Raw genomic sequence first — 26,479 nt, 5'->3', positions numbered from 1 at the left:
ATAAGTAAATAAAGATCCATGTCATGAGGAAGATAAATGACTCAGAATATTTATGATAATCAGGCTTTTTTTTCAGGCTATGCCAAATTGAGCCGTTCAGTCGATGGATTAGAAGGCGCACCTGAATGGCCGGCAATCTGTAAAATCCTACCGCCACTGTCAGGAAAAACAGTCGTTGATTTAGGTTGTGGCTACGGCTGGTTTTGCCGATATGCACATACGCAAGGCGCAACAGAAATTCTGGGGCTAGATGTCTCTGAAAAAATGTTAAACCGCGCTAAAGAAATGGCCACTGACGAAAACATTACTTATCGCCAAGAGGATTTGGAAAGAGTAGCGCTACCACAACAGATGTACCACCTAGCCTATAGCTCCCTGACTTTGCACTACATAAAAGCACTACCTGCTCTATTCGCTAAGATTTACGATGCACTATTACCAGGTGGTAGTTTTGTTTTTTCTGCAGAACATCCTATTTACACTGCCCCCAAGCGTCCGGGTTGGATAATGACTGATGATGAACAACAATCATGGCCAGTCAATAGCTATCAGGCTGAAGGTGAAAGAGTCACAAACTGGTTGGCAGAGGGTGTTATCAAACAGCACCGTACATTAGGGACTTATATTAATCTTTTGATCAAACAAGGTTTTGTTATTACGCATTTAGAAGAATGGGGACCAACAGCAAAACAAATTGCTGATTGCCCTGCATTAGATGAAGAAAAAGAACGTCCAATGATATTCTTGCTATCCGCTAAAAAACCAGAATAAACCTCGCTTTATCTCCACGTCATAATTTCAATTTGTATATCCATTCTTGGGGAGGCTAACTCCCCGGATATCTCACGCGTGCTGAACTCACAATAGCGCCCCTTAATGGTGCCCTCGCCCTTATTCAGGGCATGGATACATTGACACAAAAACAAAAAATACCATTTATCAAACAATTAGATAATGGCGCAGATATTGCTTGTTTAAATGTAATCACGTCAAGGGGGGATAAATATGAGAACAATGTCTGCTTACTACTTACAATATACTGCGTTTCTACTGCTGGTTATCGGGTTCATTCATTTCGTATTTCAATAGCAAAACGCCAACTAGGAGACCCGCTGATGCGGGCCTTTGCTATTCTCTGTGAGAATCTTACGCAAATTATTATCTCGATTACTTTTCATAAATTGATTTCTCTGAAATAGAATAATGACAGACAGGCCAATAATTATTTTTACATAACTGTAGATTTATTAATAACGAGATTAGATAAAGAGAAAACCAAAGAGAGTAAATATATATCTATACTTATAGGTGAATTTAAGCCAACAAATAGAAGATATGTCAAATATGCTGTCTAAATCTACTTTAAGTCAGAGATGAGATATAAGTAATTGATTTTGTTGGTGGGTCGTGCAGGGTTCGAACCTGCGACCAATTGATTAAGAGTCAACTGCTCTACCAACTGAGCTAACGACCCAACGGCGATAATTATTCTCCTGTTACCCTTAGCTGTCAAACACTTCGTCGTATTTTCTTTTTATCCTGCATGACTTCCTTTTCTTCAGATTAATTATTCATCTCTTACTGACGATTATTGTTAGTTGAGTAAGTTCATGTTGTAATTCCATCCGCTGTGATGAACTTAACAAATTTCAGTGTGTAAAATATAAACACTGGAAAATGAGGAGTATTGTGCAATTATTGTTGCGAATACATTAAATAATTCGCAAATTATACTGTAGAACAAGAAAAATCCAGACAGACAGACAGACAGACAGACAGACAGACAGACAGGTAAATCTAAGAGCCAACATAGAGCTCAACAACTTCACAAATACAGGAAGAGGGAATGGGTAAGATGGTAGACCAATCCAAGATAGTGGCAGAACCTTTGCCGGAACCTGAAGAGCACCTCCAAAGGAATCTCTCCAACCGCCATATTCAACTGATTGCTATTGGCGGTGCGATAGGCACTGGGTTGTTTATGGGATCGGGTAAAACCATCAGCCTAGCTGGGCCATCGATCATATTCGTTTATATGATAATCGGTTTTATGCTGTTTTTCGTGATGCGGGCAATGGGCGAACTGTTGCTATCGAACCTAAAATATAAGTCATTCAGTGACTTTGCCGCAGACCTGCTTGGCCCATGGGCCGGTTTTTTCACTGGCTGGACGTATTGGTTTTGCTGGGTGATCACCGGTATTGCCGATGTCGTAGCCATAACTGCTTATGCTCAATTCTGGTTCCCGGGTTTCTCCCAATGGGTCGCCTCTTTATTAGTGGTTTTACTGCTGCTATCACTGAATTTAGCCACAGTAAAAATGTTCGGTGAGATGGAGTTCTGGTTTGCCATGATTAAGATTGTGGCCATTGTGGCGCTTATCTTTGCGGGCCTGACCATGGTCTTAATGAGCTATCAATCTCCGTCAGGCGTGACAGCGTCATTTACGCATTTATGGAATGATGGTGGGATGTTCCCTAAAGGGATTAGTGGATTCTTTGCTGGCTTCCAAATAGCTGTTTTTGCCTTTGTGGGTATTGAGCTTGTCGGGACAACTGCCGCTGAAACCAAAGACCCTGAAGTGGTTTTACCGCGCGCTATCAACTCCATCCCGATCCGCATAATCATGTTTTACGTGTTCTCATTGATTATGATTATGTCCGTGACCCCTTGGAGTTCAGTCGTCGCCGATAAAAGCCCGTTTGTTGAGTTGTTTGTCCTTGTCGGACTTCCCGCTGCAGCCAGCGTAATCAACTTTGTGGTATTGACCTCCGCAGCCTCTTCAGCCAACAGTGGTGTGTTCTCCACCAGCCGTATGCTGTTTGGGTTAGCGAAAGAAGGTGATGCGCCAAAACAATTTGGTAAATTATCCCGTCGATCCGTACCGGCTTCCGGCCTGACCTTCTCATGCATCTGCCTGTTAGGTGGTGTAGTGCTGATTTATTTGATCCCAAATGTCATGACGGTCTTTACGCTGGTGACCACCGTGTCGGCGATTCTCTTTATGTTCGTATGGACCATTATCCTTTGCTCATATCTGGTCTATCGCAAAAGACGTCCAGCCTTACATAAGAAATCAATCTATAAAATGCCCGCCGGTATTGTTATGTCCTGGATCTGCATGGCGTTCTTCGCCTTTGTTTTAGTACTGCTAACTCTGGAAAGCGATACTCGTCAGGCACTGATAGTCACACCATTATGGTTTGTAATTCTGACCATCGGATATATCACGTTGAAGAAGCGCAAAAGCTATCTGTACGACAATCATAATCGCTAATTTTATCCGGCGTCAGGTTACTCTGACGCCGCTCCCCTCCTATTCAGTCATCATTCTCCCTCGGTAAAATACCGCGAATGACCAACTGCTGCACGCTGTCGACGGTCTGCTGGAAGAACGATTCATCATTCAGATTTTTGCCGCTAATCGCGTCTATCTGCACACTAAAATCGGCGTAATGCTGAGTGGTCGCCCACAGCATAAAAATCAGATGTTGCGGATCAAGATCGGCGATAAGGCCTTTATCTACCCAAGCACGGATAATAAGTGCCTTCTCATCAAATAACGTTTTTAACTCCCCCGCCAATTCCTGCCTTAGCAAAGGCGCCCCCTGAATCATCTCCAGGCAAAACAAGCGTGAGGCTTGCGGATGATCGCGAGAGACTGCCAGTTTGAGTTCGATATAGTGACAAATGGCCTCAATGGGCTGTTGATCAGCTTGCAGTGCTTTTAGCGGAGCTAACCAGATAGCCAAAATATCTTTTAGCACGGCCAGGTAGAGCGCTTCTTTTGATGGGAAGTAGTACAGCAAATTAGTTTTTGAGACATCAGCCCCTTCAGCAACCTGATCGAGGCTTGTGCCGTGAATGCCATAACGAGAAAACAGGTCCAGTGCAGCGCTCATAATGGCGTGCCGTTTTGCTGCCACCGCCTTGCTGCGGCGAGAAGGTTTAGGTTTCATTAACACGCTGGCCGCTTCAAGTTGCGCCGTGCTTGCAATGTCAGTTTTGGCTGGCTTCACGGATAATCCCTTAATTAGCATTGATGAAACTGATAATAGCAAAGGCTATCAACCCAACCTAGAGCCGGTTCCCGTTCCACTCATCTACCTCATTAGAGTGATCACTTGCACCGTTGTTGAACATTTACGCCTGCTTTTTGTGCACAATTATTTTACCAAACAGTCCATTTCAGACCATTTGCTCAACATTCAATTTACCATTTTTCATCAATTCATTGATTAGATTGATTTTATAAAAAGTGGCATTGGCTTTGCTTAGGTATTGGCGCAGACATCCGATATTCCGCCCCATAACCTAGAGGTGCTCAAATGAAAATTGGCGTATTCATTCCTATCGGTAACAACGGTTGGCTTATTTCCAGCAATGCACCGCAATACATGCCGAGCTTTGAGTTAAATAAAGCGATTGTCCAAAAAGCCGAACATTATCAATTCGATTTTGCTTTATCGATGATAAAGCTGCGTGGATTCGGGGGGAAAACTGAGTTTTGGGATCACAATCTTGAATCCTTCACGTTGATGGCAGGACTGGCTGCAGTGACCTCGCGTATTAAGATTTATGCCACTGCCGCCACCTTGACTCTGCCCCCCGCGATTGTGGCGCGCATGGCCTCAACAATTGACTCGATCTCTAATGGCCGTTTTGGCCTTAATGTGGTGACCGGGTGGCAAAAACCTGAATACGAACAGATGGGATTATGGCCCGGAGATGACTACTTTAGCCGCCGCTATGATTATCTCTCTGAATACGTCGAGGTATTACAAGATCTCTGGGGAACGGGGAAATCTGATTTTAAAGGCGAATTCTTCCAAATGGATGATTGCCGTGTCAGCCCGCAGCCAGAAACACCCATCAAGTTAATCTGTGCGGCACAAAGTGACGCCGGAATGGCCTTCTCCGCGAAATATGCCGATTACAACTTCTGTTTCGGTAAGGGCGTTAATACCCCAACCGCCTTTGCTCCTACAGCTGCCCGCTTGCAAACGGCTGCCGAGCATGTCGGTCGCGATGTCAGCAGTTACGTCTTATTTATGATTATCGCCGATGAAACCGACGAATTGGCTCGTGCTAAGTGGGAGAGTTACAAAGCCGGTGCTGATACCGAAGCACTCGCTTGGTTAACCGAGCAAAGTGGCAAAGATACCCAATCCGGCGCGGACACCAATGTGCGCCAAATGGCCGACCCGACTTCCGCCGTCAATATCAATATGGGAACGCTGGTCGGCTCCTACGCCAACGTGGCAAAGATGATGGATGAGATAGCAACCGTACCCGGTACGGACGGCATTCTGCTGACCTTTGATGATTTCCTGTCTGGCATTGAGAATTTCGGTCAACGCATCCAACCCCTCATGACCAGCCGTGCTGATATCTGCAACACCGAGCTTCCTGTCACCCGAGAGGTAGCATGATGAAAATTGTCGAACACCACCCATCTATTCCCTCCCTTGGCAATGACGAAAATAACGCCATTGAAAATAAGTCCCCCGTGCGGCGCAGCCTTGGCGTAAGTGCGGACGAAGTCATTCTCAATGCGCGCCCCGAACCGATTGCCTTTCCGACATCAGCCAGTGCATTGATTGTGGTTGATATGCAAAACGCCTATGCCTCGCCGGGAGGATATCTCGATCTAGCCGGATTTGATGTCTCAGCGACAGCACCTGTTATCAGTAATATTAAGCGTGCCATCGTGGCTGCGCGTGCGGCAGGTATTCAAGTGATCTTTTTCCAAAATGGCTGGGACCCCGACTACGTGGAAGCGGGTGGGGAAGGATCACCAAATTGGCATAAGTCCAATGCATTGAAAACCATGCGCAAAAAGCCAGAACTCATGGGCAAGTTACTGGCGAAAGGCAACTGGGACTATGACTTGGTTGATGAGCTACAGCCGCAAGCGGGCGATATAGTGATCCCCAAGCCCCGTTATAGCGGTTTTTTTAATACCCAACTCGACAGCATGTTACGTGCGAAAGGGATTCATCATCTGATTTTTACCGGCATTGCCACCAATGTGTGCGTGGAATCAACGCTGCGGGACGGTTTCTTTTTTGAATATTTCGGCGTGGTGTTAGAGGACGCCACCCACCAAGCGGGGCCTGATTTCGCCCAAAAGGCCGCCCTTTATAACATCGAAACCTTCTTCGGCTGGGTATCGGATGTGGACACATTTTGTACCTGCGTTGCACCGTCCGTACGACTCAGCCAGTCAGCATAAGAAAGTCGCCGTCGTCATAAAAGCTGCAGTCTTAATGCTGTCAGCTGAATAAAGACAGTCGGCACGATTAATGCATTTGATGCCAATCCTCAAACGATATATTAGAGAGAACAATGCCTAAAACCATCATTACTCCACCCGGCAGTGGCACCCCACTCGCCCCATTCTCACTCGGTACGTTAGCGGATGGCGTGGTGTATGTCTCCGGCACCTTGGCATTCGATAAGCAGAATAATGTGGTGCACGTCGGTGATGCCACTGCGCAAACTCGCCATGTATTGGACACGATTAAATCAGTCATTGAAACCGCTGGCGGCACACTGGCTGACGTGACGTTTAACTCTATCTTCCTCACGGACTGGCAACATTACGCCGCGATTAATCAGGTTTACGCGGAGTATTTCCCCGGCGATAAACCGGCCCGTTTTTGTATCCAATGCGGCTTAGTAAAGCCCGATGCGCTGATTGAAATCGCATCAGTCGCACATTTGCCGCGTTAGTTGAACCAATACGCGAGTCGAGCTAATACGTGCCGAGCGAGTACGTGCAATACATCCCATGACGGAGGCGTGACAATGTATTTCGAGATAACGGGTCAGCATTCGCCGTCCGCAAAAACAGTGGTTTTATCCGCCGGATTGGGCGGTAGTGGCAGCTTTTGGCAACCGCAACTGGCGGCGTTGGGTGAGCACTTCCGAGTGGTGACTTACGATCAGTTCGGTACTGGGCGTAGCCCTGGCGTCATCCCATCCGGTTATACCTTAGCCGATATGGCAGCAGAATTAGCGGCGTTATTACAGCGCCAACATATTGAACGCTACCATTTTGTCGGCCACGCATTGGGGGGAATGATTGGTTTGCAGTTGGCTCTGACACACCCCCAGTGCATCGAACGCATGGTGGCGGTGAACAGTTGGCCGGAACTCGATAGCCAAACACGCCGTTGCTTTCACGTTCGCCAAGATTTGCTGCTGAACAGCGGTGTGGCCGCTTATGTTCGCGCTCAGCCCCTGTTTCTTTATCCTGCAGACTGGCTCTCCCGAAATGCTTCACTGATAGAACATGAAGAAGCACACCAAACAGCCCATTTCCAAGGGATGGAAAACCTATTGCGCCGCCTAAATGCCTTGATGAATCGTGACTTTCGAGCGGAACTCCCTCATATCAAAACGCCCACACTGGCGTTGTGTGCTACCGACGACCTACTGGTGCCTTATCCCTGCTCACAAGCCCTGGCTGAATTAATGCCCTACGGCGAATGGGCGCAAATGAGTTATGGCGGTCACGCGATGAGTGTCACCAACAGTGAGCAATTTAACGGCATATTGCTCAGTTATTTATTGCTGGACACCTCACTGTCCAGCAACGCATTAACGCTAAATCTGCGGGACACCCCCCAATAATTTGACGGAGCAGACATGACATACACATTAACCCCCGAGGCACTGGCTACAATATTTACCGAGGCTCGGACCCACAATGGTTGGCTGGATAAACCTGTCGAGGATGCGTTGCTTATCCAAGCTTACGCATTAGCCCGTATGGGGCCAACTTCGGCTAACTGTTGCCCTGGACGCTTTGTTTTTATCCATTCCACCGAGGCCAAAGCACGGCTTAAACCGGCATTATCCAGCGGCAATCTGGCGAAAACGATGCAAGCCCCCGTCACCGCCATCGTGGCCTATGATCCCGCATTTTATGACGCGCTCCCTAAGTTGTTCCCACATGGCGATGCCCGCTCGTGGTTTACCTCCAGCCCCGAACTCGCCACCGAGACGGCTTTTCGCAACAGCAGCTTACAGGCGGCTTATCTGATTATTGCCTGCCGCGCGTTGGGGTTGGATACCGGCCCCATGTCGGGTTTTAACAACGCCTTGGTTGATGACCTCTTTTTGGCTGAAAAAGGCTGGAAATCCAATTTGTTAGTGAATATCGGTTATGGCGATAGCCAAAAACTGTATGCCCGCTCACCTCGTTTAGCGTTTGACGAGGCGTGCCAAGTTCTTTGATTTATCTGCTTGTCTTTTGATGAATTGAATTTTAATCATGAGGTGGACCATGCAAACGTCAACAGTAACAACTTTAGTACTGCCGCCAAAAGGGCTATCAGCGGAATCACCGTCGGTGACGCCACTCCCTTCACCTTCAGCATTGCGCAGTGTGGCTGTCGATAAGCAGGATTTTCGAGATGCCATGGCACGGCTGGGTTCTGCCGTGAATATTATCACCACCGATGGCCCAGCAGGACGCGCAGGATTTACCGCCTCTGCGGTATGCAGTGTGACCGATTCACCGCCGACTTTATTGGTATGCCTCAACCGCTCGGCATCGGTTTATGCTGTTTTTAAGCAAAATCAGACGCTGTGCGTCAACACCTTATGCGCTGAACATGAATCACTGTCCAATCTGTTCGGCGGCAAAACGACCATGGAAATGCGTTTTTCAGCAGCTCAATGGTCCACGTTAGTGACGGGTTCACCGGTGCTCAATGGGGCAGTGGCCTCTTTTGACTGCCATATTACCCAAGTGGTTTCGGTGGGTACCCACGACATTCTTTTTTGTCAGGCTGCCGCCGTCATTCATAACGATGACACACACGGCTTAGCCTATTTTGATCGCTGCTATCACCCGTTAATGCGCCAGAGCCGTTGATTCAAATGAGAATTAACTGACTCACTTAGAAATAACTTATTGATGTTTATCAGCAGATGATTCACGGAGCATATTATGGCGAATACCTGGTTTCCAATATGGCGCAAACGCAGCGGTAATCTAGACGGAGCCATTATTGCTCCAGATGAACGGCTACCAATAGGTGCCACACTGATTATGGGACTGCAACATGCGGTGGCGATGTTTGGTGCCACCGTGTTGATGCCACTACTGATGGGGTTTGATGCCAATCTGGCTATTTTAATGTCAGGTATAGGCACCCTGCTGTTCTTCCTGATTGTGGGCGGCCGTGTACCTAGCTATTTGGGCTCTAGTGCCGCGTTTGTCGGGTTAGTCATTGCCGTAACTGGCTACACCGGCAGCGGCCCCAACCCCAATATTGCACTGGCGTTAGGCGGCATTATTGCCTGCGGCGCAATTTATACCTTGATTGGTTTTATTGTGATGAGCGTCGGGACTCGCTGGATTGAACGGTTGATGCCGCCGGTGGTGACGGGGGCGGTAGTCATGGCGATTGGGTTGAATTTGGCCCCCATCGCCGTTAACAGTGTTTCGGGTTCATCATTTAACAGTTGGATGGCGGTGGTCACCATCTTATGTATCGGTGTCGTTGCTGTATTCACAAATGGGATGATTCAACGTCTATTGATTTTAGTTGGGCTGATTTTGTCTTATGTCATCTATCTGGTGGTCGCCAATGGTTTTGGCTGGGGAACACCGGTTGATTTCGGACCAATCAGTCAGGCGGCCTGGTTTGGCTGGCCACAATTTACCACCCCCGTCTTTGATGCTCATGCCATGTTACTGATTGCGCCGGTTGCCGTTATTTTAGTGGCAGAAAATTTAGGTCATATCAAAGCGGTTGCCGGAATGACCGGTCAGAATCTTGACCCTTATATGGGGCGAGCTTTTGTTGGTGATGGACTGGCAACGATGCTGTCTGGTTCGGCAGGTGGTACAGGTGTCACCACTTATGCCGAGAACATCGGCGTGATGGCAGTCACCAAAATCTATTCAACCTTAGTCTTCGTGGCTGCTGCGTTGGTGGCTATTGCGCTGGGTTTTTCACCTAAATTTGGGGCGCTGATCCACACCATTCCGGGGCCGGTATTAGGCGGAGCGTCTATTGTGGTCTTTGGGTTGATTGCCGTCGCCGGTGCGCGTATTTGGGTTCAAAACAAAGTCGATTTGAGTGATAACGGCAACCTGATCATGGTCGCGGTGACATTAGTGTTAGGTGCAGGGAACTTTGCTTTGACGTTGGGTAATTTTACCCTTGGTGGCATCGGCACAGCGACTTTTGGCGCGATATTACTCAATGCATTGTTGCAGCGCCGTAAGCTGGTGTCCGGTTTAGGTCGCGATGGAAAGCCGTTACCGCAAGATAGTTAGCGAGCGTTGCCCTACCCAAGCATCAGTCGTCAGGATCATCGTACGCATCTATTTCGCTTAAAAGCGAGATATTGGCGCGATGATCCTGCCATTCGGCACAATAGCTCAATACCCCTTTCTACTCCATGTGCAGTTTGTTGCCTTGCCAAGTCATTTGAGTCACTGCGGAAGTCGCAACGCCATCCGTGGTTTCTCCACCGATAAGGATCACTTTATCATTTCCCTGAATAGAGACACCGTAACCAAGAGGCTGGGGCAATTCGCCAACCCGCTGCCATTGGTTATCCACCAGCGCGTACACGGCTTGTTGCCACTGTTTTTTCAATCCTTGGTGTGCGTAGAGTTGACCCGCATCGAACTGTTTTTTAGCACCGGGGAAGTTAGCCCCACCGGCGACCAAGACGGCATGATGACTAGTGCCAGAAAATGCTCCCGCTAACCCTTCTTGTATGCTGCCTTTTTGTGGCCCCACCAAATCTACGAGTGACCGCCACGCGAATGTTGTTCCCTGTTTTTCACCCTGCCACACCGCTGCTGTGCGTAACCCCGGTTTTATTTCACCGTTAATCAGTATCAAACGGTTATCCCTATTGGTGAGAGCGGACCCTGCCGTGCCTAAAAAGGGCACCTGCCCTCCATTTTTCCACTGATTCTTTTGCGGTTCATAAATAAGCACATCGCGGCTGTAGAAATAATCAGCCGGTGCCTGATCAAAATACGCATTAATGACCGCTTTTTTCTGGGTTTCGTTATCTCCAGCGCCCGCCAGATCCGCGAAATAACCGTCAAATATCGCTTTATTGACGCCCCCCAACAGTACCGCCTGCGTCCCGTCCAGCGTGGTAGCCGCTGCTCCCACTAGCCCCCGAGGCGCTCGAGTTGCTAATGGCTGCCAATGGTTCGTCTGCGGGTCAAATTGGTAAACATCATTCAGCGCACGCACCTGTGTGTCATTAGCGCTACTTTTACCCACACCACCAAAAACATACAATTTCCCCTCAAGCGCCACCGTCACGGCCTGTTCTCGCGGTTGCCCAGGAAAGTCAGCTATTTTCTGCCAGCCTTGGCCAATGTTGTTGGTATCAAGGCGAAACCATGCTTGGCCAGCACTGCCAAGGCCGACGTACAAGTCATTCGCGACCCGCGCGCCTGTGCCATTTTTAAAGGGGACGGGAACATCTGGGTAGCTTTGCGCACTGGCGTGCGGCAAGGATAAGCTCACCAACAGAGTCAGTACGCTAAACAGGGCTACTTTTGTTCGCCATTTTTTCTTATATTGACGGTATATCTGGGTCATTTGCTGTATTCCCTATTAATCAATAATTCAGGCAAAAATACGTGGGTTGAAAGATGAGAATAAAACTCCAAATAAATAATTTAAGTGGAGTTTTACTTTAACTCAAGATATTGACCGTTCTGAGCTTTGTCAATATTGCGCCCTCGCAACTGTGATAAAAACCATAACGGGTGGGGTCAATCTAGCGAAGGAATGACGCGCAAGCGTCGTTACCCCCTAGAACGGCGGGTGTCAGAATGATGTCGTGTGATTGTCGGGTTACTGTCGTGGTGGTGTCGAACCCTCGAGCGTAGATTTGGGGAATACCAACAAACCCCAATGGGAGCTTTATATGAATCTTTATCGTATTCGTGAGTTACGGCAGGCGCGAGCTTGGTCGCAAGAGCAGTTAGCTGAACTTTGTAGTCTCAGTGTGCGCACAATTCAACGGATTGAAAATGGCGAGCAAGCGAGTCTTGAAACGTTAAGTGCTATTGCTGCTGTGTTAGATCTGAAAGTGAGTGAGTTGTATACGCCTGGTGTTAGCCAGCAGCAAGAGTCACCGGCTGATGCCGTTGATCAGCGCGTGCTTGATGCTCGTGATGCAGTTGAAAATGAAATGGCTTTCTTTCGTCAATTACTGCGTGCTGTTATTTTGTGTGCGGTTCTATTTGCCATTAACTGGTTCACCTCACCGAGTTATATGTAGGCATGGTGGGTCGTTCTTGGGCTAAGCATCCCATTAGGTTTAAGAGCGATAAATACGTTCTTACTGGGGAATTGGGTAGAACGCTGGCAGCAAAAACGCCTACAAAAGAAGTTACGTAATCTGTGATAGCAGTACAATATTAAGGGTAGTTCAAACACTGCCCTTAATGAATATCCCTCATTGAAGCGCAATAGCGTGAGTCAAGATGTTTCCCCCCAATAATATCAATATGCCCTATCTATATTCCCCCATGATTTAAAATCCTTAGGGTGCAAAGTTGCAGCCTGCCTATATTGGCGTATGGTTATTAGGTGTCATTAGCAGCGACTATGATTACATCATCAGCGTTATTCAATATATTTGATTGGAGTAAAACGAGATGGCGAAAATTTTAGTACTTTATTATTCCATGTATGGACATATCGAGACACTTGCCGGTGCGATAGCCGAAGGGGCAAAAAAAGTCAGTGGTGTTGACGTGACGATAAAACGCGTGCCAGAAACCATGCCTGCCGATGCGTTTGCCAATGCTGGCGGTAAAACCAACCAGCAAGCTCCGGTTGCGACCCCGCAAGAATTAGCTGACTACGATGGCATCATTTTTGGTACGCCAACGCGCTTTGGTAACATGGCAGGGCAAATGCGCACATTCCTCGATCAAACCGGCGGCTTGTGGGCGTCCGGCGCACTGTACGGTAAAGTCGCGAGTGTATTCTCCTCAACCGGTACCGGTGGCGGTCAAGAACATACGATTACGTCTACGTGGACGACGCTGGCCCATCACGGTTTTATCATTGTGCCTATCGGTTACGGTGCTAAAGAGTTATTTGATGTTTCACAGACCCGGGGTGGTACACCTTATGGGGCAACCACGATTGCGGGTGGTGATGGCTCTCGTCATCCTAGCGCGGAAGAGTTGGCTATCGCCCGTTTCCAAGGTGAGCATGTGGCAAAAATTACGGCCAAACTGAAGAGTTAATCTGTTGATTCGATGAAAAAGCACCGCGTGAGTGCGGTGCTGATGTGATGGCAATATACTAGTCGCGGAGCAGGTTTAAGCGCTGAGCAAGCCTTGGGCCAGATAGTGATTGGCATCTACTACACCGGGTAAGACGAAGAAATACCCCCCACCAATCGGTTTCACATACTCTTCCAGTGCCTCCCCGTTCAGCCGTTGTTGTACCGTCAGGAACGCTTTTTCCAAATCAGACTGGTAGCAGACAAACAATAGCCCCATGTCCAGTTGCCCCGAATTGGACACGCCCAAAGAATAGCTGTAGCCACGGCGTAACATCAGGTTATTCTGGGTTTCTGTGGTTCGAGGATTTGCCAGACGAATATGCGCATCCAGTTTGATAGTCTCGCCATTAGGGTCTTGGGTGTAATCAGGCTCATCATGTTCATGTACCATCCCCAACGGCGCGCCACTGTGCTTATCGCGACCAAAAATGGTTTGCTGTTCCTGTAATGGTGTGCGATCCCAAAACTCGACCTTGAAGCGGATAATACGTGCTGCCTGATAGCTCCCCCCAACCGCCCACGCCGGTTCACCTGCATTATCTTGCACCCAAACCACCTGATTGATTAACGGCTTATCACTGGTTTTCGGGTTGGCAGTGCCATCTTTAAAGCCTAATAAATTGATGGGTGTTTCTTTTCCTTTACTACGCGCCGCATGAGCAGAAATAAAGCCTTCACGCTTCCAGCGAACACTGAGCAGATCTGGCGTATGTTTGATGATATCGCGCAGCGCATGAATCACCGTTTCATTGGTGTTGGCGCAAATTTGCAACAGGACATCACCATGGCACAAAGCAGCATCCAGTGAATCATTTGGGAAGCGCGTCATTCGCTGCAAACGCTGCGGTTTCTGCCCTTGCAAGCCAAAGCGCTCATCAAACAGTGAATCACCCACTGACACCGTCATCGTCAGGTTATCGGGGTAAATTTCTGGCCCCATAATGCCCGAGTCTAATGGCGGTAACTTGGCATTCACCGATGGTGCATGTCCACCTGCGGTTAAAAAGGCGATGCGTTCTGTTAGCAGCTTAAATAAGCGAGTCAGCCCAGCTTTGTCTGTCGCTAAGACATCAAAGGCCACCAGCATCATTGCTGCCTGCTGAGGGGTTAACACACCAGATTGATGCTGGCCGTAGAACGGTTGCTTCTGCCAACGTTCATCTTGGGCAGGCTGCGCCTCAGGTGCAGGGCAATCAGCGGCCCGCGCCACTTTAGTGCCACCGAGTGCCAACGCGCCACTCATCACGCCCATACCCAACAATAAACGCCGACGGGACGGCAGTGCCGCCCCACTATCCTGCGGATACGGCCCCTGTTCTGGGCCGGTTTTCTGACTCATCGTTGACGCCTCAATCCAAACCTAATACGCCGCGCAATTGAGCAAGGTCTTCCGCCAGTGCGGTAATCGGCCCTTTCATTGCGTTGCGATCGGCATCCGTTAACTTCTCGTAGGACTCATAACCCTCTTTGGTGCGATATTTTGCCAATACGCTATCAACGGTTTTGAAATTGGCATCAATTTTTTCCAGCAAAGGCTTATCCGCTTTTTCTAGCAGCGGCCGCAGCAGGTTGACAATCTTCTGTGCGCCATCAACGTTAGCTTGGAAATCCCACAAATCCGTCCGGCTGTAGCGATCTTCTTCACCACTGATTTTACTGGCCGCAACCTCTTCGATGAGACCCGCAGCACCGCCTACCACTTTATTCGGTGCAAACGTCAGACCGGTAATGCGTTTTTGCAGTTCTAAGGTGTCTTGATAAAGTTGATCAGCAAATTTATCCGCGCCCTTAGTGGTATTGTCGCCAAACAAGATTTTTTCTAAACGATGGAAACCGGTAAATTTCGGATCAGCCGCTTTTTGCTCAAAATCATCTTCACGGGCATCAATGCTGCCATCTAAATCAGAGAATAATTCTGCAATGGGTTCGATGCGCTCGTAATGTTGGCGTGTTGGCGCATACAGTTGACGGGCCAACGCCAGATCACCCTTCTTCACTGCATCGGTGAAGGCTTTGGTTTGGGTGACTAATTGGGCCACTTCTTGAGTGACATACACTTTGTACTCTGCAATTGGCCCGACTAATGCCATTGCATCCGGTTTTACCGCTGTGTCAGCACCCGCGGCGGCGGTCACGGTCAATTTACCTTTCGGATTGCTCAGCAAACCGCAGGTCATGTCATATTCGCCCGGCTCCAAGTTAGCCGTCATTTTTTGTGTGAAACCGGGAGCGATATTTTCTCGCTCTTCAACCACCATCACCCCTTTGAGGATCTCCCACTCCAACCCTTTCTGGCTAACATTATGCACAATAAACTGCGTTTTACCGGCAGGGATAGTCAGCGCCATTGGCTCGCACTGCTTATCATTGACCGTAATTTTAACTTGTGGAATATCAGCAGCCTGCGCGCTGATAGCAAAAACAGGCAGCGCCAGTAACGCAGCTTGCATGGCGGTGCGACGGAAGAACCGGTTAGACATGTGATAAATCCCTGAATTATTGGTTAGTTTTCCGCGCAGCAGATGCGGCTGAAGCCGCCGTAGTGCGTGGTGGAAGGAAAAATAAGATCAATGCCGGAATCAGATAGATAAAGTAAACGGCGACTTCACTGACTGTTGGGGCTTCTTGATAGCCGAACATACCTTCGAGGAATGTGCCGAGTAATGTGTGCGTAGAGAGCACATTGGTCAGATCAAAAGCGATATCTTGGAAGTGGTTCCACAAACCTGCTTCATGGAAGGCTCTAATGGCACCAGCTGCAAGCCCTGCGGCGACAAACAGAATAAACAGGCTGGTCCATTTGAAGAAACTGGCCAGATGCAACTTAATCCCGCCCCAGTAGATAGCCATACCCACCAAAATGGCACAGGCCAATCCTAATATTGCGCCGATAGGTGCACCTATTCCGACATCTTGCTGGAAAGCCGCCAGTAAGAAGAACACCGATTCAAGCCCTTCACGGGCGACGGCAAAGAACACCATTGCCACCAAGGCCCACCCCTGACGGCGACTAGAGTTGAGTGCGCTATCTATGGCACCCTCTAAATGTGTTTTTACCGATTTGGAGACCTTACGCATCCAAAAAACCATATAGGTTAATATGCAAACTGCCACCACCGCGATAATCCCTTCAAACAGTTCTTGCTGTTTTTGTGGGAACTCACCCGTGGTTTCATTAATAAAAATACCGATAGCAAGACAGAGTGCCGCCGCGGTGATAACGCCAATCCAAACGGCCCCCATCCATTGGCCACGCTGAGTACGTTTAAGGTAGCTGGCGATCAGGCTAACAATCAGTGCCGCCTCTAGCCCTTCGCGAAACATAATAAGAAATGGGACGAACATGCCAGAAACCCCTGCGATAGGTATGGAGATCAATCAGCGATGACAATGAATGTCAATTAACGTAAAGAAAAGTAAAACTGAAAACGATAGTGATTATCATTCTGTCAAAAAGAAATTCAATAGAGCGAGTAAGAATATTGTTAATCAAAGTGTGGCAAATTGTTTCATCGCGGTAGTTACCACGTAAATTCATCAAGATACCTATTTACCTTGTCATCGATTAAGGTGAGATTTTTTGCAAAAAAAAGCCCTCTGCTAAGCAGAAGGCTAATTAAGTTCACGCAAAAAGCAGATAATTAAACGGTCTTAAACTCCGCTTCCGCATTGTTGAAACGGTCGGTGATCGTATTATTCGGTGTTTTACCCATCAAACTCACCACCACAATGGCGATACACGCCAAGACGAAACCAGGGATAATTTCGTACAGCCCCAACCAAGCGTACTGTTTCCAGACAATCACCGTGATAGCCCCGACCAGCATGCCAGCCAACGCGCCATTGCGGGTCATGCGTGACCAGGTTACGGAGATGAGCACCACTGGGCCAAATGCCGCCCCGAAGCCTGCCCATGCATAGCTAACCAATCCCAACACACGGTTTTCAGGATTTGCGGCTAACGCAATCGCAATCAATGCCACCAACAACACCATGGCACGGCCTACCCAGACCAACTCTTTCTGGCTGGCGTTTTTACGCAGGAAGGGCTTATACAAATCCTCAGTTAACGCGCTTGAACACACCAACAGTTGGCAACTTAACGTACTCATCACCGCCGCCAGAATGGCGGATAGCAAAATACCGGCAATCCATGGGTTGAACAGCAGTTTGGCTAATTCAATGAAGACACGCTCACTATTTTGCGTCACATTTCCCGCTTGCTCAGGGTTGTTTTCAAAATACGCGATACCAAAGAAGCCCACGGCGATAGTCCCTGCCAAACACAGAACCATCCAAGTCATACTGATGCGGCGTGCACTACGAATGGTGCGATGTGAGTCTGCCGCCATAAAGCGCGCTAAAATGTGTGGCTGACCAAAATAACCCAAGCCCCAACCGAGCAATGAGAGAATGGCCACCAGATTCAACCCTTTAAACATATCGATATTGGCTGGATTTTTCGCCGCAATCACCATAACCGAGGTATCAATGCCCCCCACTGCCAGAATCACAATAACGGGGGTGAGTATCAGTGCGAAAATCATCAACGTCGCTTGGACCGTATCCGTCCAACTGACCGCCAAGAACCCGCCGATGAAGGTGTAAATGATGGTTGCCGCAGCGCCTGCCCACAATGCCGTGCCGTAGCTCATCTCGAAGGTGCTTTCAAATAAGCGCGCGCCGGCCACAATACCTGAAGCACAATAAATCGTGAAAAAGACCAAGATAACCACGGCGGATATCACCCGCAGTAATTTACTCTTATCTTCAAAGCGGCTAGTGAAGTAATCCGGCAATGTCAGTGCATTGTTATTGGCTTCGGTATGTACGCGTAACCGCCCTGCGACCAGTTTCCAGTTAAGATAAGCACCGATCGTCAAACCAATGGCTATCCAACTCTCCGAAATACCTGACAGGAAAATCGCGCCCGGCAATCCCATTAATAGCCAGCCACTCATATCAGATGCACCAGCCGATAATGCGGTGACGACACTGCCTAAGCTTCGTCCACCTAGAATATAATCATCAAAGTTATTGGTCGCCCGGTAAGCAATTAAGCCAATCAATATCATCCCAAAAATGTAAACTAAAAAAGTCACCAACATCGGTGTATTCATGGTCATGCAACGTCTCCATAGTGCGTATTATCGTTTTAATATGTCCCGCAGTTTTTCGTTCTGCTTTCTGAGTGCGGCGTCTTGTTTATCTCTGGCGGTCGGAACGTGACACTAAGTTGCACCAAGGACAAGCGATGGTTCTCAGATAAGCTATCAGCACAACTATTTGCAAGCGAATGGCTATCTTAGGGTTGCTATCCTAGTGGAGGACTTTCTTTGTTCACAACAAAATAAACAATTTTTTTACAATAAATTCACTCCACATCACATTAACTGATGTCGGAAGTTACACTCACCCAATAATTATGAGTGATACCCAAGGTTAATCCCCTACAAAGCCTATTATTATGAGCATCCGTAAGCCTGATGCGTAATATTATAATTATTTCCCCTTCATACTAATTGTTAAAAACAAGACTAAATTCACAGTTCATTCACACAACCGATTTAACACGGTTGCACAAAGTTGCAACATGCCTGATATTGTCTGCAATAAAATCATAATCCCTTATATAAGGAGCCAGACAGCATGGCGAGTACCACAATGGGCGTGAAACTAGATGAAGCCACACGCGACCGAATTAAGGCGGCAGCACAGCATATTGACCGCACACCGCACTGGCTGATCAAGCAAGCCATTTTTACCTATCTAGAACGGTTGGAGAGTGGTAGTGAATTACCAGAGCTTCCCTCAACACAGGTGACTGCGCTACTCGAAACGGACGACATTATGCCGCAAGTCGCGGATAGCGCCCACCAGCCATTTTTAGATTTTGCCGAACAAGTTTTGCCACAATCCGTTGCCCGTGCCGCGATCACTGCCGCCTATCGTCGCCCAGAAACTGAAGCGATCCCCATGTTGTTGGAGCAAGCACGTTTACCGGCCGATTTAGCACAGGCAACCCATTCGCTCGCCTATTCCATTGCTGAAAAACTGCGTAACCAAAAAAGTGCCAATGGCCGCGCCGGGATCGTGCAAGGCTTGCTGCAAGAATTTTCGCTCTCTTCACAAGAAGGCGTGGCGCTGATGTGCCTTGCTGAAGCCTTGCTGCGTATTCCCGATAAACCGACTCGTGACGCGTTGATCCGCGATAAAATTAGCAACGGCAACTGGCACTCTCATCTGGGCCGCAGCCCATCAATGTTCGTCAATGCCGCCACATGGGGTTTACTGTTTACTGGCCGCTTGGTTTCTACCCACAATGAAGTGAAGCTATCCAGTTCATTGAACCGCATTATTGGGAAAGGGGGCGAACCGCTGATCCGCAAAGGCGTGGATATGGCGATGCGCCTGATGGGGGAACAATTTGTTACCGGTGAAACCATCGCGGAAGCATTGGCGAATGCCCGTAAGCTGGAAGATAAAGGGTTCCGTTACTCCTACGATATGTTGGGCGAAGCTGCACTCACTGAAGCGGATGCACAGGCGTATTTACTCTCGTATCAACAAGCCATTCATGCCATTGGTAAAGCTTCAAATGGCCGAGGAATCTATGAAGGGCCAGGGATCTCAATCAAACTCTCCGCCCTACACCCTCGCTATAGCCGCGCCCAATATCAGCGGGTGATGGACGAGCTTTACCCTCGATTACTGTCGCTCACCTTGCAAGCGCGTCAGTATGACATTGGGATTAACATTGATGCCGAAGAGGCTGATCGTCTGGAAATTTCACTCGATCTGCTGGAAAGACTCTGCTTTGAGCCGAAACTGGCCGGTTGGAATGGTATTGGTTTCGTGATTCAAGCCTACCAAAAACGTTGTCCGGCAACCATTGATGCCGTGATTGACATGGCCCAGCGTAGCCGCCGCCGCCTGATGATCCGCTTGGTTAAAGGTGCTTATTGGGACAGTGAAATTAAGCGTGCTCAAGTGGACGGTTTAGAGGGTTATCCGGTGTATACCCGCAAAGTGTATACCGATATCTCCTATCTGGCCTGTGCCCGTAAATTACTCGCCGTCCCTAGCCTAATTTACCCTCAATTTGCGACACATAACGCACATACGCTATCGGCGATTTACCATCTTGCTGGGCAAAATTACTACCCCGGTCAGTATGAGTTCCAGTGCCTACATGGGATGGGTGAGCCCTTATATGAGCAAGTCGTCGGGAAAGTCGCCGAGGGCAAACTTAACCGTCCATGCCGTATTTATGCACCAGTGGGTACCCACGAAACCTTGCTGGCCTATTTGGTTCGTCGCCTACTGGAAAACGGCGCGAATACTTCATTTGTCAATCGTATTGCAGATGCCACATTGCCACTGGATGAACTGGTCGCGGACCCTGTCAGCGCCGTGGAAAGCATTGCAGCAAGTGAGGGGCAGCTCGGTTTACCTCATCCACGTATTCCCCTACCGCGTGAGCTGTATGGTAAAGAACGTGCCAATTCCAGCGGGTTAGATTTGGCTAACGAGCACCGCCTAGCCTCACTCTCCAGTGCGTTGTTGACCAGCGCGAGCCAAGTGTGGCGAGCAGAACCCATCATTGATGCTGAGCTTGAGGGCGATTCTGAACTTGAAAACTCACCGGAACAACCGGTCACCAATCCAGCAGAACCGAAGGATATTGTCGGTTATGTTCGCGAAGCAACGGAAGCTGAGGCTAGCCGCGCCTTAGATGCTGCCGCCAGTGCCGGTGCGATTTGGTTTGCAACTCCACCGGCTGAGCGTGCCGCCATTTTGGTCCGTGCCGCTGAGTTGATGGAAGCACAGATGCAAACCTTGATGGGGATATTGGTGCGCGAAGCAGGCAAAACCTTCAGTAATGCTATTGCCGAAGTCCGCGAGGCAGTTGATTTCCTTCATTACTATGCTGGGTTAGTGCGCGACAATTTCGCTAACGATAGTCACCGCCCACTTGGCCCTGTGGTTTGTATCAGCCCATGGAACTTCCCGCTGGCTATCTTTACCGGTCAAATCGCCGCCGCACTGGCTGCCGGTAATAGTGTGCTAGCAAAACCGGCAGAACAGACACCACTGATAGCGGCTCAGGCTGTCCGCATCTTGCTGGAAGCCGGTATTCCGCAAGGTGTCTTGCAACTGTTACCAGGCCGAGGTGATAGCGTCGGGGCAACGCTAGTCAATGATAACCGTGTGCGTGGTGTGATGTTCACGGGCTCAACTGAAGTCGCAGCTATTTTGCAGCGTAGTATCGCAGGGAGGCTCGATCCACAAGGCCGACCGACGCCACTCATTGCGGAAACCGGTGGCCTGAATGCCATGATAGTCGACTCGTCAGCACTGACCGAACAAGTGGTAACCGATGTTGTTGCATCGGCCTTTGACAGCGCGGGCCAACGTTGCTCTGCTCTGCGCATTCTCTGTCTACAGGATGATATCGCCGATCACACCTTACAGATGTTACGCGGCGCGATGGCGGAATGCCGCATGGGTAATCCAGAGCGTCTGTCGACCGATATCGGGCCTGTGATAGATGCCGAAGCGAAAACAGGCATTGAGCGTCATATTCAAGCGATGCGCGCTAAAGGACGCACAGTTTATCAGGCCACCCGACCTGATACGCAAGATGAGCAAGAATGGCAACGTGGGACCTTCATCAAGCCGACATTGATTGAATTGGACAGCTTTGATGAGCTGCAAAAAGAGATCTTCGGGCCGGTGCTGCATGTCGTGCGTTTCCAACGCCAGAATCTTGGCGCGTTGGTCGATCAAATCAATGCATCAGGTTATGGTTTGACCTTAGGCATTCACACCCGTATTGATGAAACCATTGCCCATGTGACTGAAAAAGCCAAGGTGGGTAACCTCTACGTTAACCGAAATATGGTTGGGGCGGTGGTTGGCGTACAACCTTTTGGTGGCGAAGGCTTATCAGGGACAGGACCGAAAGCCGGTGGCCCACTCTATCTGTATCGCTTACTGTCTCATCGCCCAGACGATGCTGTGACGAATACATTGGCACGTCAGGATATTGAACAGACGGCGAATGTCACCGGTCGCGAGACACTGCAAACCGCCCATCATGCACTGCAACAGTGGATGAGTGAGCAGAAGCATGAGTCAGCACTGTTGATACAGCGATTTGGCGAATTGGCACAAGGGGGCACCGTTAGGCTGCTACCGGGACCAACCGGTGAACGCAACACCTATGCACTGCAACCCCGTGAGCGTGTTTTGTGTCTGGCGGATAACGAAGCGGATGCCTTGGTACAATTGGCTGCCGTATTAGCTGTCGGGAGCGAGGTTTTGTGGTCAGGGGATGGTGCACAAAAAGATCTGTTACGCCAATTACCCGCGGTGGTGCAATCACGTATTACGCTCACCCAAAACTGGCAAACCGCGAATGTCGTCTTCGACGCTGTTATTTATCATGGGGATGCTGATCAGTTACGCATTCTGTGCGAGCAGATAGCTCAAATCGATGGGCCGATTGTCTCGGTACAAGGTTTTGCTCGTGGCGAAACAAATATCCTGCTGGAACGCCTGCTCATCGAGCATTCATTGAGCGTGAATACCGCCGCGGCTGGGGGGAATGCCAGTCTGATGACTATTGGCTAACTAATCACTGTCGGTTAACTAATCACTATCGGTTAACGTTTCTCTCTGCCCCCATTGATAAACAAAAGGCCCGTTAGGGCCTTGAGATAGCTAACAAAGTGGCTATTGCGGAGAGGACAAGCAGATCGTAAAGACGCCGTAAAATCATCCCTGATGGCTCGAGCCACGCCATCCTTGGCGTGGACGCTTTACTCTTCTACCTGTCCTCACCGTTCCAGATCGAGTCATCAGTGCTTGTCAGCAATGCCCCCTCTTTGCATTTTATTCCCCGAGATAGATCGCACGACGCCCTTGTAACAACGCAACGCAGTCTCTTTCTTTTGGAAACGCTGCGCATCGTTCATCAGGTACTCTTGCGCATGCTGATGCAATTAACCCATTATTAATTCAAGAAAAATTCTGAGATGTTAACGACCCTAGCTTTCTTCTGAGTGAAGATATTGTGTACAACAACCACAGAGGTGATTATTATACTCATGGCTGATAAGAAAATTATCGATGAAATCCATAAAATTGCGAATCGACGTGGTAACGGTCAATTACGTCGTGAGATATGGGTTGATCAGTACGGTAAGATCACGCGTTATAATTTAGCGTATATCAATCATCGTTTATCACAGGGTGATAATGGCCGTGTCATCGGCTATGACAATGCTCATGGTTTTCATCACCGCCACTACTTGGGTGGCATTGAACCAGTTGATTTTATCAGCTTTGACCAGATAGAGGATTGCTTTCAAAAGGATTGGACTTCATTAAGGAGAAGTTAATGGACAAGCTCGTCATCAAAACGGCAACGGAAGCTGATTTTTTCACGCGAGGTAAACAACTCGCCGCCTTGGCAGATGCAGGAAAAGTACTACCGGCAGAACACACGATTACCTTCGAAGATCCCTTAGAGATGGTACGAGTGTTAAGTGCCGCACGTATCGTCTTGCTCCGGATGGTAAAAATGCACCCAGGCTCTATTACCTCCCTCTCAACACGCTTAAAGAGAGATCGCAGTGCCGTCACGCGGGATGTGGCTGTATTAAAAAAAGCCGGATTAGTGACTGTTGAACAAAAAGTTTTACCCGGTCATGGGCGCATGAAAGAAGTTAAAACGACAGCTCATCGCCTGAAACTTGAAGCCTTCATATAAGCGCTAACGGGCATCGTTAATCGGGTAAAAAGGGGGCAAAAAAACGCCCCCTTTTATCACCAAGATTCATTCAATGAAAACAGGTTTCACTAGTGATTATTCAAGAATTTATCAAGGAATTGACGAGTTCGTTCGTGTTGCGGATGGGCAAACAACGTTTTCGCCGGGCCTTGTTCAACGATACGCCCATGATCCATAAAAATAGCCCTATCAGCCACATCGCGGGCAAAACTCATTTCATGGGTCACGATAACCATGGTGCGTTTTTCCTCTGCCAGTGCGCGGATCGTATTTAAGACCTCCCCCACTAGCTCAGGGTCTAACGCAGAGGTTGGCTCATCAAACAAGATTACCTGAGGCTGCATTGCCAACGCTCGCGCTATCGCGACTCGTTGCTGCTGCCCACCGGATAAACGGCGCGGATAAGCATCTTCCTTACCACTTAATCCCACCTTGGCCAGTAACTCACGAGCGCGCTTTTCAGCAGATTCTCGTTTTTCGCCTTTCACAATGACCGGCCCTTCAATAATGTTCTCCAGCACCGAACGATGTGGAAACAAGTTGAAGCTCTGGAATACAAACCCAACCTGCTGACGCAGCGCACGCACTTGCCGTTGCTGTTTGCTGATAGGAATGCTGCCATCAATCTCAATATCACCGACACGAATAATCCCTGAGTCAGGGACCTCCAGCAGATTAATACTGCGCAATAAGGTGGTTTTGCCCGAACCACTTGGCCCGATGATGGCAACCACTTCACCGCTATTCACTTCAAGATCGATACCGTGCAGCACCTGTTGACCTTTAAACTGTTTGGTCAGTTTTTTAACGTCGATGGTACTCATGGCTACTCCTGATCCTGACGATTAACATGGGCTTCCAGCCGGTTTTGTAATGCTGACAGCAACGTCGCCATAATCCAGTAAATCAATGACGCTGCCAGATACATGGTGAAAACTTCCAGTGTGCGTGAAGTGACTAACTGCGCCTGGCGGAAAAGCTCGGGAACTTGAATGGTGGCCGCCAAAGACGTGTCTTTGACTAAGCCAATAAAACTGTTTCCCAGTGGCGGTAACGCGGTGCGCCCTGCTTGCGGCAATATCACACGATAAAGTGTTTGCCAGCGTGTCATCCCGATACTTGCAGCCGCTTCCCATTGTCCTTTTTCAATTGATGAAATCGCTGCCCTTAATGTTTCTGACGTATAGGCTGCGGTATTCAGTGAAAGACCGATCAAGGCCGCCGGCATGGGGTCTAGCTCAATACCAAACTGTGGCAACCCATAATAAATCATGAACAGCTGAGCAATTAAGGGAGTGCCACGAAAGATTGAAACATAAAAGCGGGATAACAGTGAGAATGGCAAGAAACTCGACAACCGCATCATTGCCAACATAAAACCTAGTGCTAGGCCAAAAAACATGCCCCCCAGACTAAGCTGGAGGGTGAACCACGCACCTTTCAATAAAAATGGTGCTGAATCCAGCACCAATTGAATACTTTCAGACATTATTTAGTTACATCCGCACCAAAATACTTCTCAGAAATCTTGGCCAATGTCCCGTCTTCTTGCATCTCTGCGATGGCCTTGTTGATTGCCGCTAACAATTCCGGGTTATCTTTACGCAAAGCAACCCCTGATTCCTGACGAGCAAATGCTGGGCCAGCAACGGCCAATGTATCGTTGGTTTTCTTCACCAAATCCAATGCTGCCAAACGGTCAACCAAAATTGCATCCGTACGGCCTACACGCAGATCTTGATACTTCGTTGGGTCATCATCATAAGTGCGAATATCAACGCCTTTCAGGTTGTCGCGTAACCACTGCTCGTAGTTACTACCCAAACCGACACCAACTTTTTTACCTTCCAGATCTTCAGGCTTGTTGAAATGACCTTCGTTCCCTTTTTTGGTCAACACCTGAATACCCGAAATGGTATAAGGGGTTGAGAAATCGTATTTTTTCTTACGCTCGTCAGAGATAGTGACCTGGTTGATAGCCACATCGATGCGTTTTGATTCCAGTGACGCTAACATTCCATCCCATTTTGTTGGGGTGATCTTGGCTTTAACACCCATGTGTTCTGCCAATGCATTAGCAAAATCCACTTCAAAACCTGTAAGTTTGCCATCTTCCCCTTGGAAGCTGAATGGCGGGTAAGTCCCCTCGAGCCCAACCACCAACGTGCCTCGTTCTTTAACCTGATTCAATAAATCAGCTGCTGCATAAGACTTCACGTTCAGGCCGGTTGCGAGTGCAACCGCCACCATCCCCAGAACTACTCGACGACGTAGAATTGAAAAACCCATAAATACCCCGACTGTCATGTTTATTTTTGATAATCAGCACTTTAACAGTGCTATTAATGAAATAAAGAAATATAAACTAATATGCAT

23 protein-coding genes, 1 tRNA gene and 1 pseudogene are annotated in these 26,479 nt (G+C 48.6%); 14 read left to right on the top strand and 11 right to left on the bottom strand.

Annotated features, from left to right (window positions below):
• Window positions 1–36: 36 nt before the first annotated feature.
• Window positions 37–771, top strand: coding sequence for a class I SAM-dependent methyltransferase (locus DA391_RS09515; protein ID WP_050080503.1), 735 nt, complete (start codon window positions 37–39; stop codon window positions 769–771).
• A gap of 627 nt (window positions 772–1,398) precedes the next feature.
• On the opposite strand, the gene DA391_RS09510 is transcribed toward DA391_RS09515, so the two are convergent.
• A tRNA-Lys gene (locus DA391_RS09510) sits at window positions 1,399–1,474 on the bottom strand.
• A gap of 381 nt (window positions 1,475–1,855) precedes the next feature.
• Between DA391_RS09510 and cycA the strand changes: the two genes are divergently transcribed.
• The gene (gene cycA, locus DA391_RS09500) at window positions 1,856–3,277 is read left to right on the top strand and encodes a D-serine/D-alanine/glycine transporter (protein WP_172986958.1); all 1,422 of its coding nucleotides are present in this window, start codon (window positions 1,856–1,858) and stop codon (window positions 3,275–3,277) included.
• 43 nt (window positions 3,278–3,320) lie between these two features.
• Here the strand turns inward: cycA and rutR are convergent, their stop codons facing one another.
• Window positions 3,321–3,959, bottom strand: coding sequence for an HTH-type transcriptional regulator RutR (gene rutR / locus DA391_RS09495; RefSeq protein WP_057643337.1), 639 nt, complete (start codon window positions 3,957–3,959; stop codon window positions 3,321–3,323).
• A gap of 369 nt (window positions 3,960–4,328) precedes the next feature.
• Here rutR and rutA point away from each other — a divergent pair, with 369 nt between their 5' ends.
• The 7 genes from rutA to rutG all read left to right on the top strand — a co-directional run bounded on the left by rutA (window position 4,329) and on the right by rutG (window position 10,300).
• Window positions 4,329–5,432, top strand: coding sequence for a pyrimidine utilization protein A (gene rutA / locus DA391_RS09485; protein ID WP_057650200.1), 1,104 nt, complete (start codon window positions 4,329–4,331; stop codon window positions 5,430–5,432).
• A complete protein-coding gene (gene rutB / locus DA391_RS09480; protein ID WP_057643276.1) occupies window positions 5,432–6,235 on the top strand; it encodes a pyrimidine utilization protein B in 804 nt (267 codons plus the stop codon). The genes rutA and rutB overlap by 1 nt, the downstream gene beginning before the upstream one ends.
• Window positions 6,236–6,348: 113 nt before the next feature.
• On the top strand, window positions 6,349–6,735 hold the full coding sequence (rutC, locus tag DA391_RS09475) for a pyrimidine utilization protein C (RefSeq protein WP_050080497.1): 387 nt from the start codon (window positions 6,349–6,351) through the stop codon (window positions 6,733–6,735).
• Window positions 6,736–6,810: 75 nt separating this feature from the next.
• A complete protein-coding gene (rutD, locus tag DA391_RS09470; protein ID WP_050080496.1) occupies window positions 6,811–7,638 on the top strand; it encodes a pyrimidine utilization protein D in 828 nt (275 codons plus the stop codon).
• 15 nt (window positions 7,639–7,653) lie between these two features.
• Entirely contained in the window at window positions 7,654–8,244 is a 591-nt protein-coding gene (locus DA391_RS09465) for a malonic semialdehyde reductase (protein ID WP_108087617.1), read from the top strand.
• 184 nt (window positions 8,245–8,428) lie between these two features.
• On the top strand, window positions 8,429–8,887 hold the full coding sequence (locus tag DA391_RS09460; RefSeq protein ID WP_050080772.1) for a flavin reductase: 459 nt from the start codon (window positions 8,429–8,431) through the stop codon (window positions 8,885–8,887).
• 75 nt (window positions 8,888–8,962) lie between these two features.
• A complete protein-coding gene (rutG, locus tag DA391_RS09455; protein WP_050285773.1) occupies window positions 8,963–10,300 on the top strand; it encodes a pyrimidine utilization transport protein G in 1,338 nt (445 codons plus the stop codon).
• 118 nt (window positions 10,301–10,418) lie between these two features.
• On the opposite strand, the gene DA391_RS09450 is transcribed toward rutG, so the two are convergent.
• Window positions 10,419–11,597, bottom strand: coding sequence for an N-acetylneuraminate epimerase (locus tag DA391_RS09450; RefSeq protein ID WP_108087616.1), 1,179 nt, complete (start codon window positions 11,595–11,597; stop codon window positions 10,419–10,421).
• Window positions 11,598–11,928: 331 nt separating this feature from the next.
• Here DA391_RS09450 and DA391_RS09445 point away from each other — a divergent pair.
• A pseudogene (locus tag DA391_RS09445) lies at window positions 11,929–12,411 on the top strand (helix-turn-helix domain-containing protein).
• 253 nt (window positions 12,412–12,664) lie between these two features.
• Window positions 12,665–13,264 (top strand): NAD(P)H:quinone oxidoreductase, encoded by a 600-nt coding sequence (gene wrbA / locus DA391_RS09440; protein ID WP_019210319.1) that lies wholly within the window; start codon window positions 12,665–12,667, stop codon window positions 13,262–13,264.
• Between the two features lie 75 nt (window positions 13,265–13,339).
• Here the strand turns inward: wrbA and efeB are convergent, their stop codons facing one another.
• The 4 genes from efeB to putP form a co-directional block, all read right to left on the bottom strand.
• Window positions 13,340–14,644, bottom strand: a complete 1,305-nt coding sequence (gene efeB / locus DA391_RS09435) for an iron uptake transporter deferrochelatase/peroxidase subunit (protein ID WP_108087615.1) — start codon at window positions 14,642–14,644, stop codon at window positions 13,340–13,342.
• A 10-nt stretch (window positions 14,645–14,654) separates the two neighbouring features.
• On the bottom strand, window positions 14,655–15,785 hold the full coding sequence (gene efeO, locus DA391_RS09430) for an iron uptake system protein EfeO (protein ID WP_019210321.1): 1,131 nt from the start codon (window positions 15,783–15,785) through the stop codon (window positions 14,655–14,657).
• Between the two features lie 16 nt (window positions 15,786–15,801).
• Window positions 15,802–16,650 (bottom strand): iron uptake transporter permease EfeU, encoded by an 849-nt coding sequence (efeU, locus tag DA391_RS09425; RefSeq protein WP_050080488.1) that lies wholly within the window; start codon window positions 16,648–16,650, stop codon window positions 15,802–15,804.
• A gap of 296 nt (window positions 16,651–16,946) precedes the next feature.
• Window positions 16,947–18,431 carry a sodium/proline symporter PutP gene (putP, locus tag DA391_RS09420; protein ID WP_050080486.1) on the bottom strand — a complete coding sequence of 495 codons (1,485 nt, stop codon included), beginning with the start codon at window positions 18,429–18,431 and terminating at the stop codon, window positions 16,947–16,949.
• A gap of 523 nt (window positions 18,432–18,954) precedes the next feature.
• On the opposite strand from putP, the gene putA reads away from it, so the two are divergent.
• The gene (gene putA / locus DA391_RS09415; protein ID WP_108087614.1) at window positions 18,955–22,941 is read left to right on the top strand and encodes a trifunctional transcriptional regulator/proline dehydrogenase/L-glutamate gamma-semialdehyde dehydrogenase; all 3,987 of its coding nucleotides are present in this window, start codon (window positions 18,955–18,957) and stop codon (window positions 22,939–22,941) included.
• Window positions 22,942–22,973: 32 nt separating this feature from the next.
• Here putA and DA391_RS24705 read toward each other — a convergent pair whose 3' ends face one another.
• A complete protein-coding gene (locus DA391_RS24705) occupies window positions 22,974–23,096 on the bottom strand; it encodes a gluconate 5-dehydrogenase (RefSeq protein WP_108088262.1) in 123 nt (40 codons plus the stop codon).
• 321 nt (window positions 23,097–23,417) lie between these two features.
• Here DA391_RS24705 and DA391_RS09405 point away from each other — a divergent pair, with 321 nt between their 5' ends.
• Both DA391_RS09405 and DA391_RS09400 read left to right on the top strand, forming a co-directional pair.
• Window positions 23,418–23,711: a toxin-antitoxin system TumE family protein gene (locus DA391_RS09405; RefSeq protein ID WP_108087613.1), complete on the top strand. Its 294-nt coding sequence runs from the start codon at window positions 23,418–23,420 to the stop codon at window positions 23,709–23,711.
• Window positions 23,711–24,082, top strand: coding sequence for a MarR family transcriptional regulator (locus DA391_RS09400; protein WP_050080483.1), 372 nt, complete (start codon window positions 23,711–23,713; stop codon window positions 24,080–24,082). The genes DA391_RS09405 and DA391_RS09400 overlap by 1 nt, the downstream gene beginning before the upstream one ends.
• 89 nt (window positions 24,083–24,171) lie before the next feature.
• On the opposite strand, the gene tcyN is transcribed toward DA391_RS09400, so the two are convergent.
• From tcyN to tcyJ, 3 genes are read right to left on the bottom strand one after another with little or no spacing between them, the layout of a single operon-like run.
• On the bottom strand, window positions 24,172–24,927 hold the full coding sequence (gene tcyN, locus DA391_RS09395; RefSeq protein WP_050080482.1) for an L-cystine ABC transporter ATP-binding protein TcyN: 756 nt from the start codon (window positions 24,925–24,927) through the stop codon (window positions 24,172–24,174).
• A gap of 2 nt (window positions 24,928–24,929) precedes the next feature.
• Complete coding sequence (tcyL, locus tag DA391_RS09390) at window positions 24,930–25,592, bottom strand: cystine ABC transporter permease (protein ID WP_049605670.1); 663 nt, start codon at window positions 25,590–25,592, stop codon at window positions 24,930–24,932.
• A complete protein-coding gene (gene tcyJ, locus DA391_RS09385) occupies window positions 25,592–26,392 on the bottom strand; it encodes a cystine ABC transporter substrate-binding protein (protein WP_050080481.1) in 801 nt (266 codons plus the stop codon). Before tcyJ ends, tcyL begins: the two co-directional genes overlap by 1 nt.
• Window positions 26,393–26,479: the final 87 nt, after the last annotated feature.

Source organism: Yersinia massiliensis (assembly GCF_003048255.1).
GTDB lineage: Bacteria > Pseudomonadota > Gammaproteobacteria > Enterobacterales > Enterobacteriaceae > Yersinia > Yersinia massiliensis_A.
The sequence above is the reverse complement of the archived record's forward strand: the minus strand, read 5'-3'. Positions and strand labels throughout refer to the sequence as shown.

Coding starts and splice junctions, on each gene's coding strand:
- DA391_RS09515 (WP_050080503.1), top strand. CDS start 37: ATGACTCAGAATATTTATGATAATCAGGCTTTTTTTTCAGGCTATGCC.
- cycA (WP_172986958.1), top strand. CDS start 1,856: ATGGTAGACCAATCCAAGATAGTGGCAGAACCTTTGCCGGAACCTGAA.
- rutR (WP_057643337.1), bottom strand. CDS start 3,959: ATGAAACCTAAACCTTCTCGCCGCAGCAAGGCGGTGGCAGCAAAACGG.
- rutA (WP_057650200.1), top strand. CDS start 4,329: ATGAAAATTGGCGTATTCATTCCTATCGGTAACAACGGTTGGCTTATT.
- rutB (WP_057643276.1), top strand. CDS start 5,432: ATGAAAATTGTCGAACACCACCCATCTATTCCCTCCCTTGGCAATGAC.
- rutC (WP_050080497.1), top strand. CDS start 6,349: ATGCCTAAAACCATCATTACTCCACCCGGCAGTGGCACCCCACTCGCC.
- rutD (WP_050080496.1), top strand. CDS start 6,811: ATGTATTTCGAGATAACGGGTCAGCATTCGCCGTCCGCAAAAACAGTG.
- DA391_RS09465 (WP_108087617.1), top strand. CDS start 7,654: ATGACATACACATTAACCCCCGAGGCACTGGCTACAATATTTACCGAG.
- DA391_RS09460 (WP_050080772.1), top strand. CDS start 8,429: ATGGCACGGCTGGGTTCTGCCGTGAATATTATCACCACCGATGGCCCA.
- rutG (WP_050285773.1), top strand. CDS start 8,963: ATGGCGAATACCTGGTTTCCAATATGGCGCAAACGCAGCGGTAATCTA.
- DA391_RS09450 (WP_108087616.1), bottom strand. CDS start 11,597: ATGACCCAGATATACCGTCAATATAAGAAAAAATGGCGAACAAAAGTA.
- wrbA (WP_019210319.1), top strand. CDS start 12,665: ATGGCGAAAATTTTAGTACTTTATTATTCCATGTATGGACATATCGAG.
- efeB (WP_108087615.1), bottom strand. CDS start 14,644: ATGAGTCAGAAAACCGGCCCAGAACAGGGGCCGTATCCGCAGGATAGT.
- efeO (WP_019210321.1), bottom strand. CDS start 15,785: ATGTCTAACCGGTTCTTCCGTCGCACCGCCATGCAAGCTGCGTTACTG.
- efeU (WP_050080488.1), bottom strand. CDS start 16,650: ATGTTCGTCCCATTTCTTATTATGTTTCGCGAAGGGCTAGAGGCGGCA.
- putP (WP_050080486.1), bottom strand. CDS start 18,431: ATGACCATGAATACACCGATGTTGGTGACTTTTTTAGTTTACATTTTT.
- putA (WP_108087614.1), top strand. CDS start 18,955: ATGGCGAGTACCACAATGGGCGTGAAACTAGATGAAGCCACACGCGAC.
- DA391_RS09405 (WP_108087613.1), top strand. CDS start 23,418: ATGGCTGATAAGAAAATTATCGATGAAATCCATAAAATTGCGAATCGA.
- DA391_RS09400 (WP_050080483.1), top strand. CDS start 23,711: ATGGACAAGCTCGTCATCAAAACGGCAACGGAAGCTGATTTTTTCACG.
- tcyN (WP_050080482.1), bottom strand. CDS start 24,927: ATGAGTACCATCGACGTTAAAAAACTGACCAAACAGTTTAAAGGTCAA.
- tcyL (WP_049605670.1), bottom strand. CDS start 25,592: ATGTCTGAAAGTATTCAATTGGTGCTGGATTCAGCACCATTTTTATTG.
- tcyJ (WP_050080481.1), bottom strand. CDS start 26,392: ATGGGTTTTTCAATTCTACGTCGTCGAGTAGTTCTGGGGATGGTGGCG.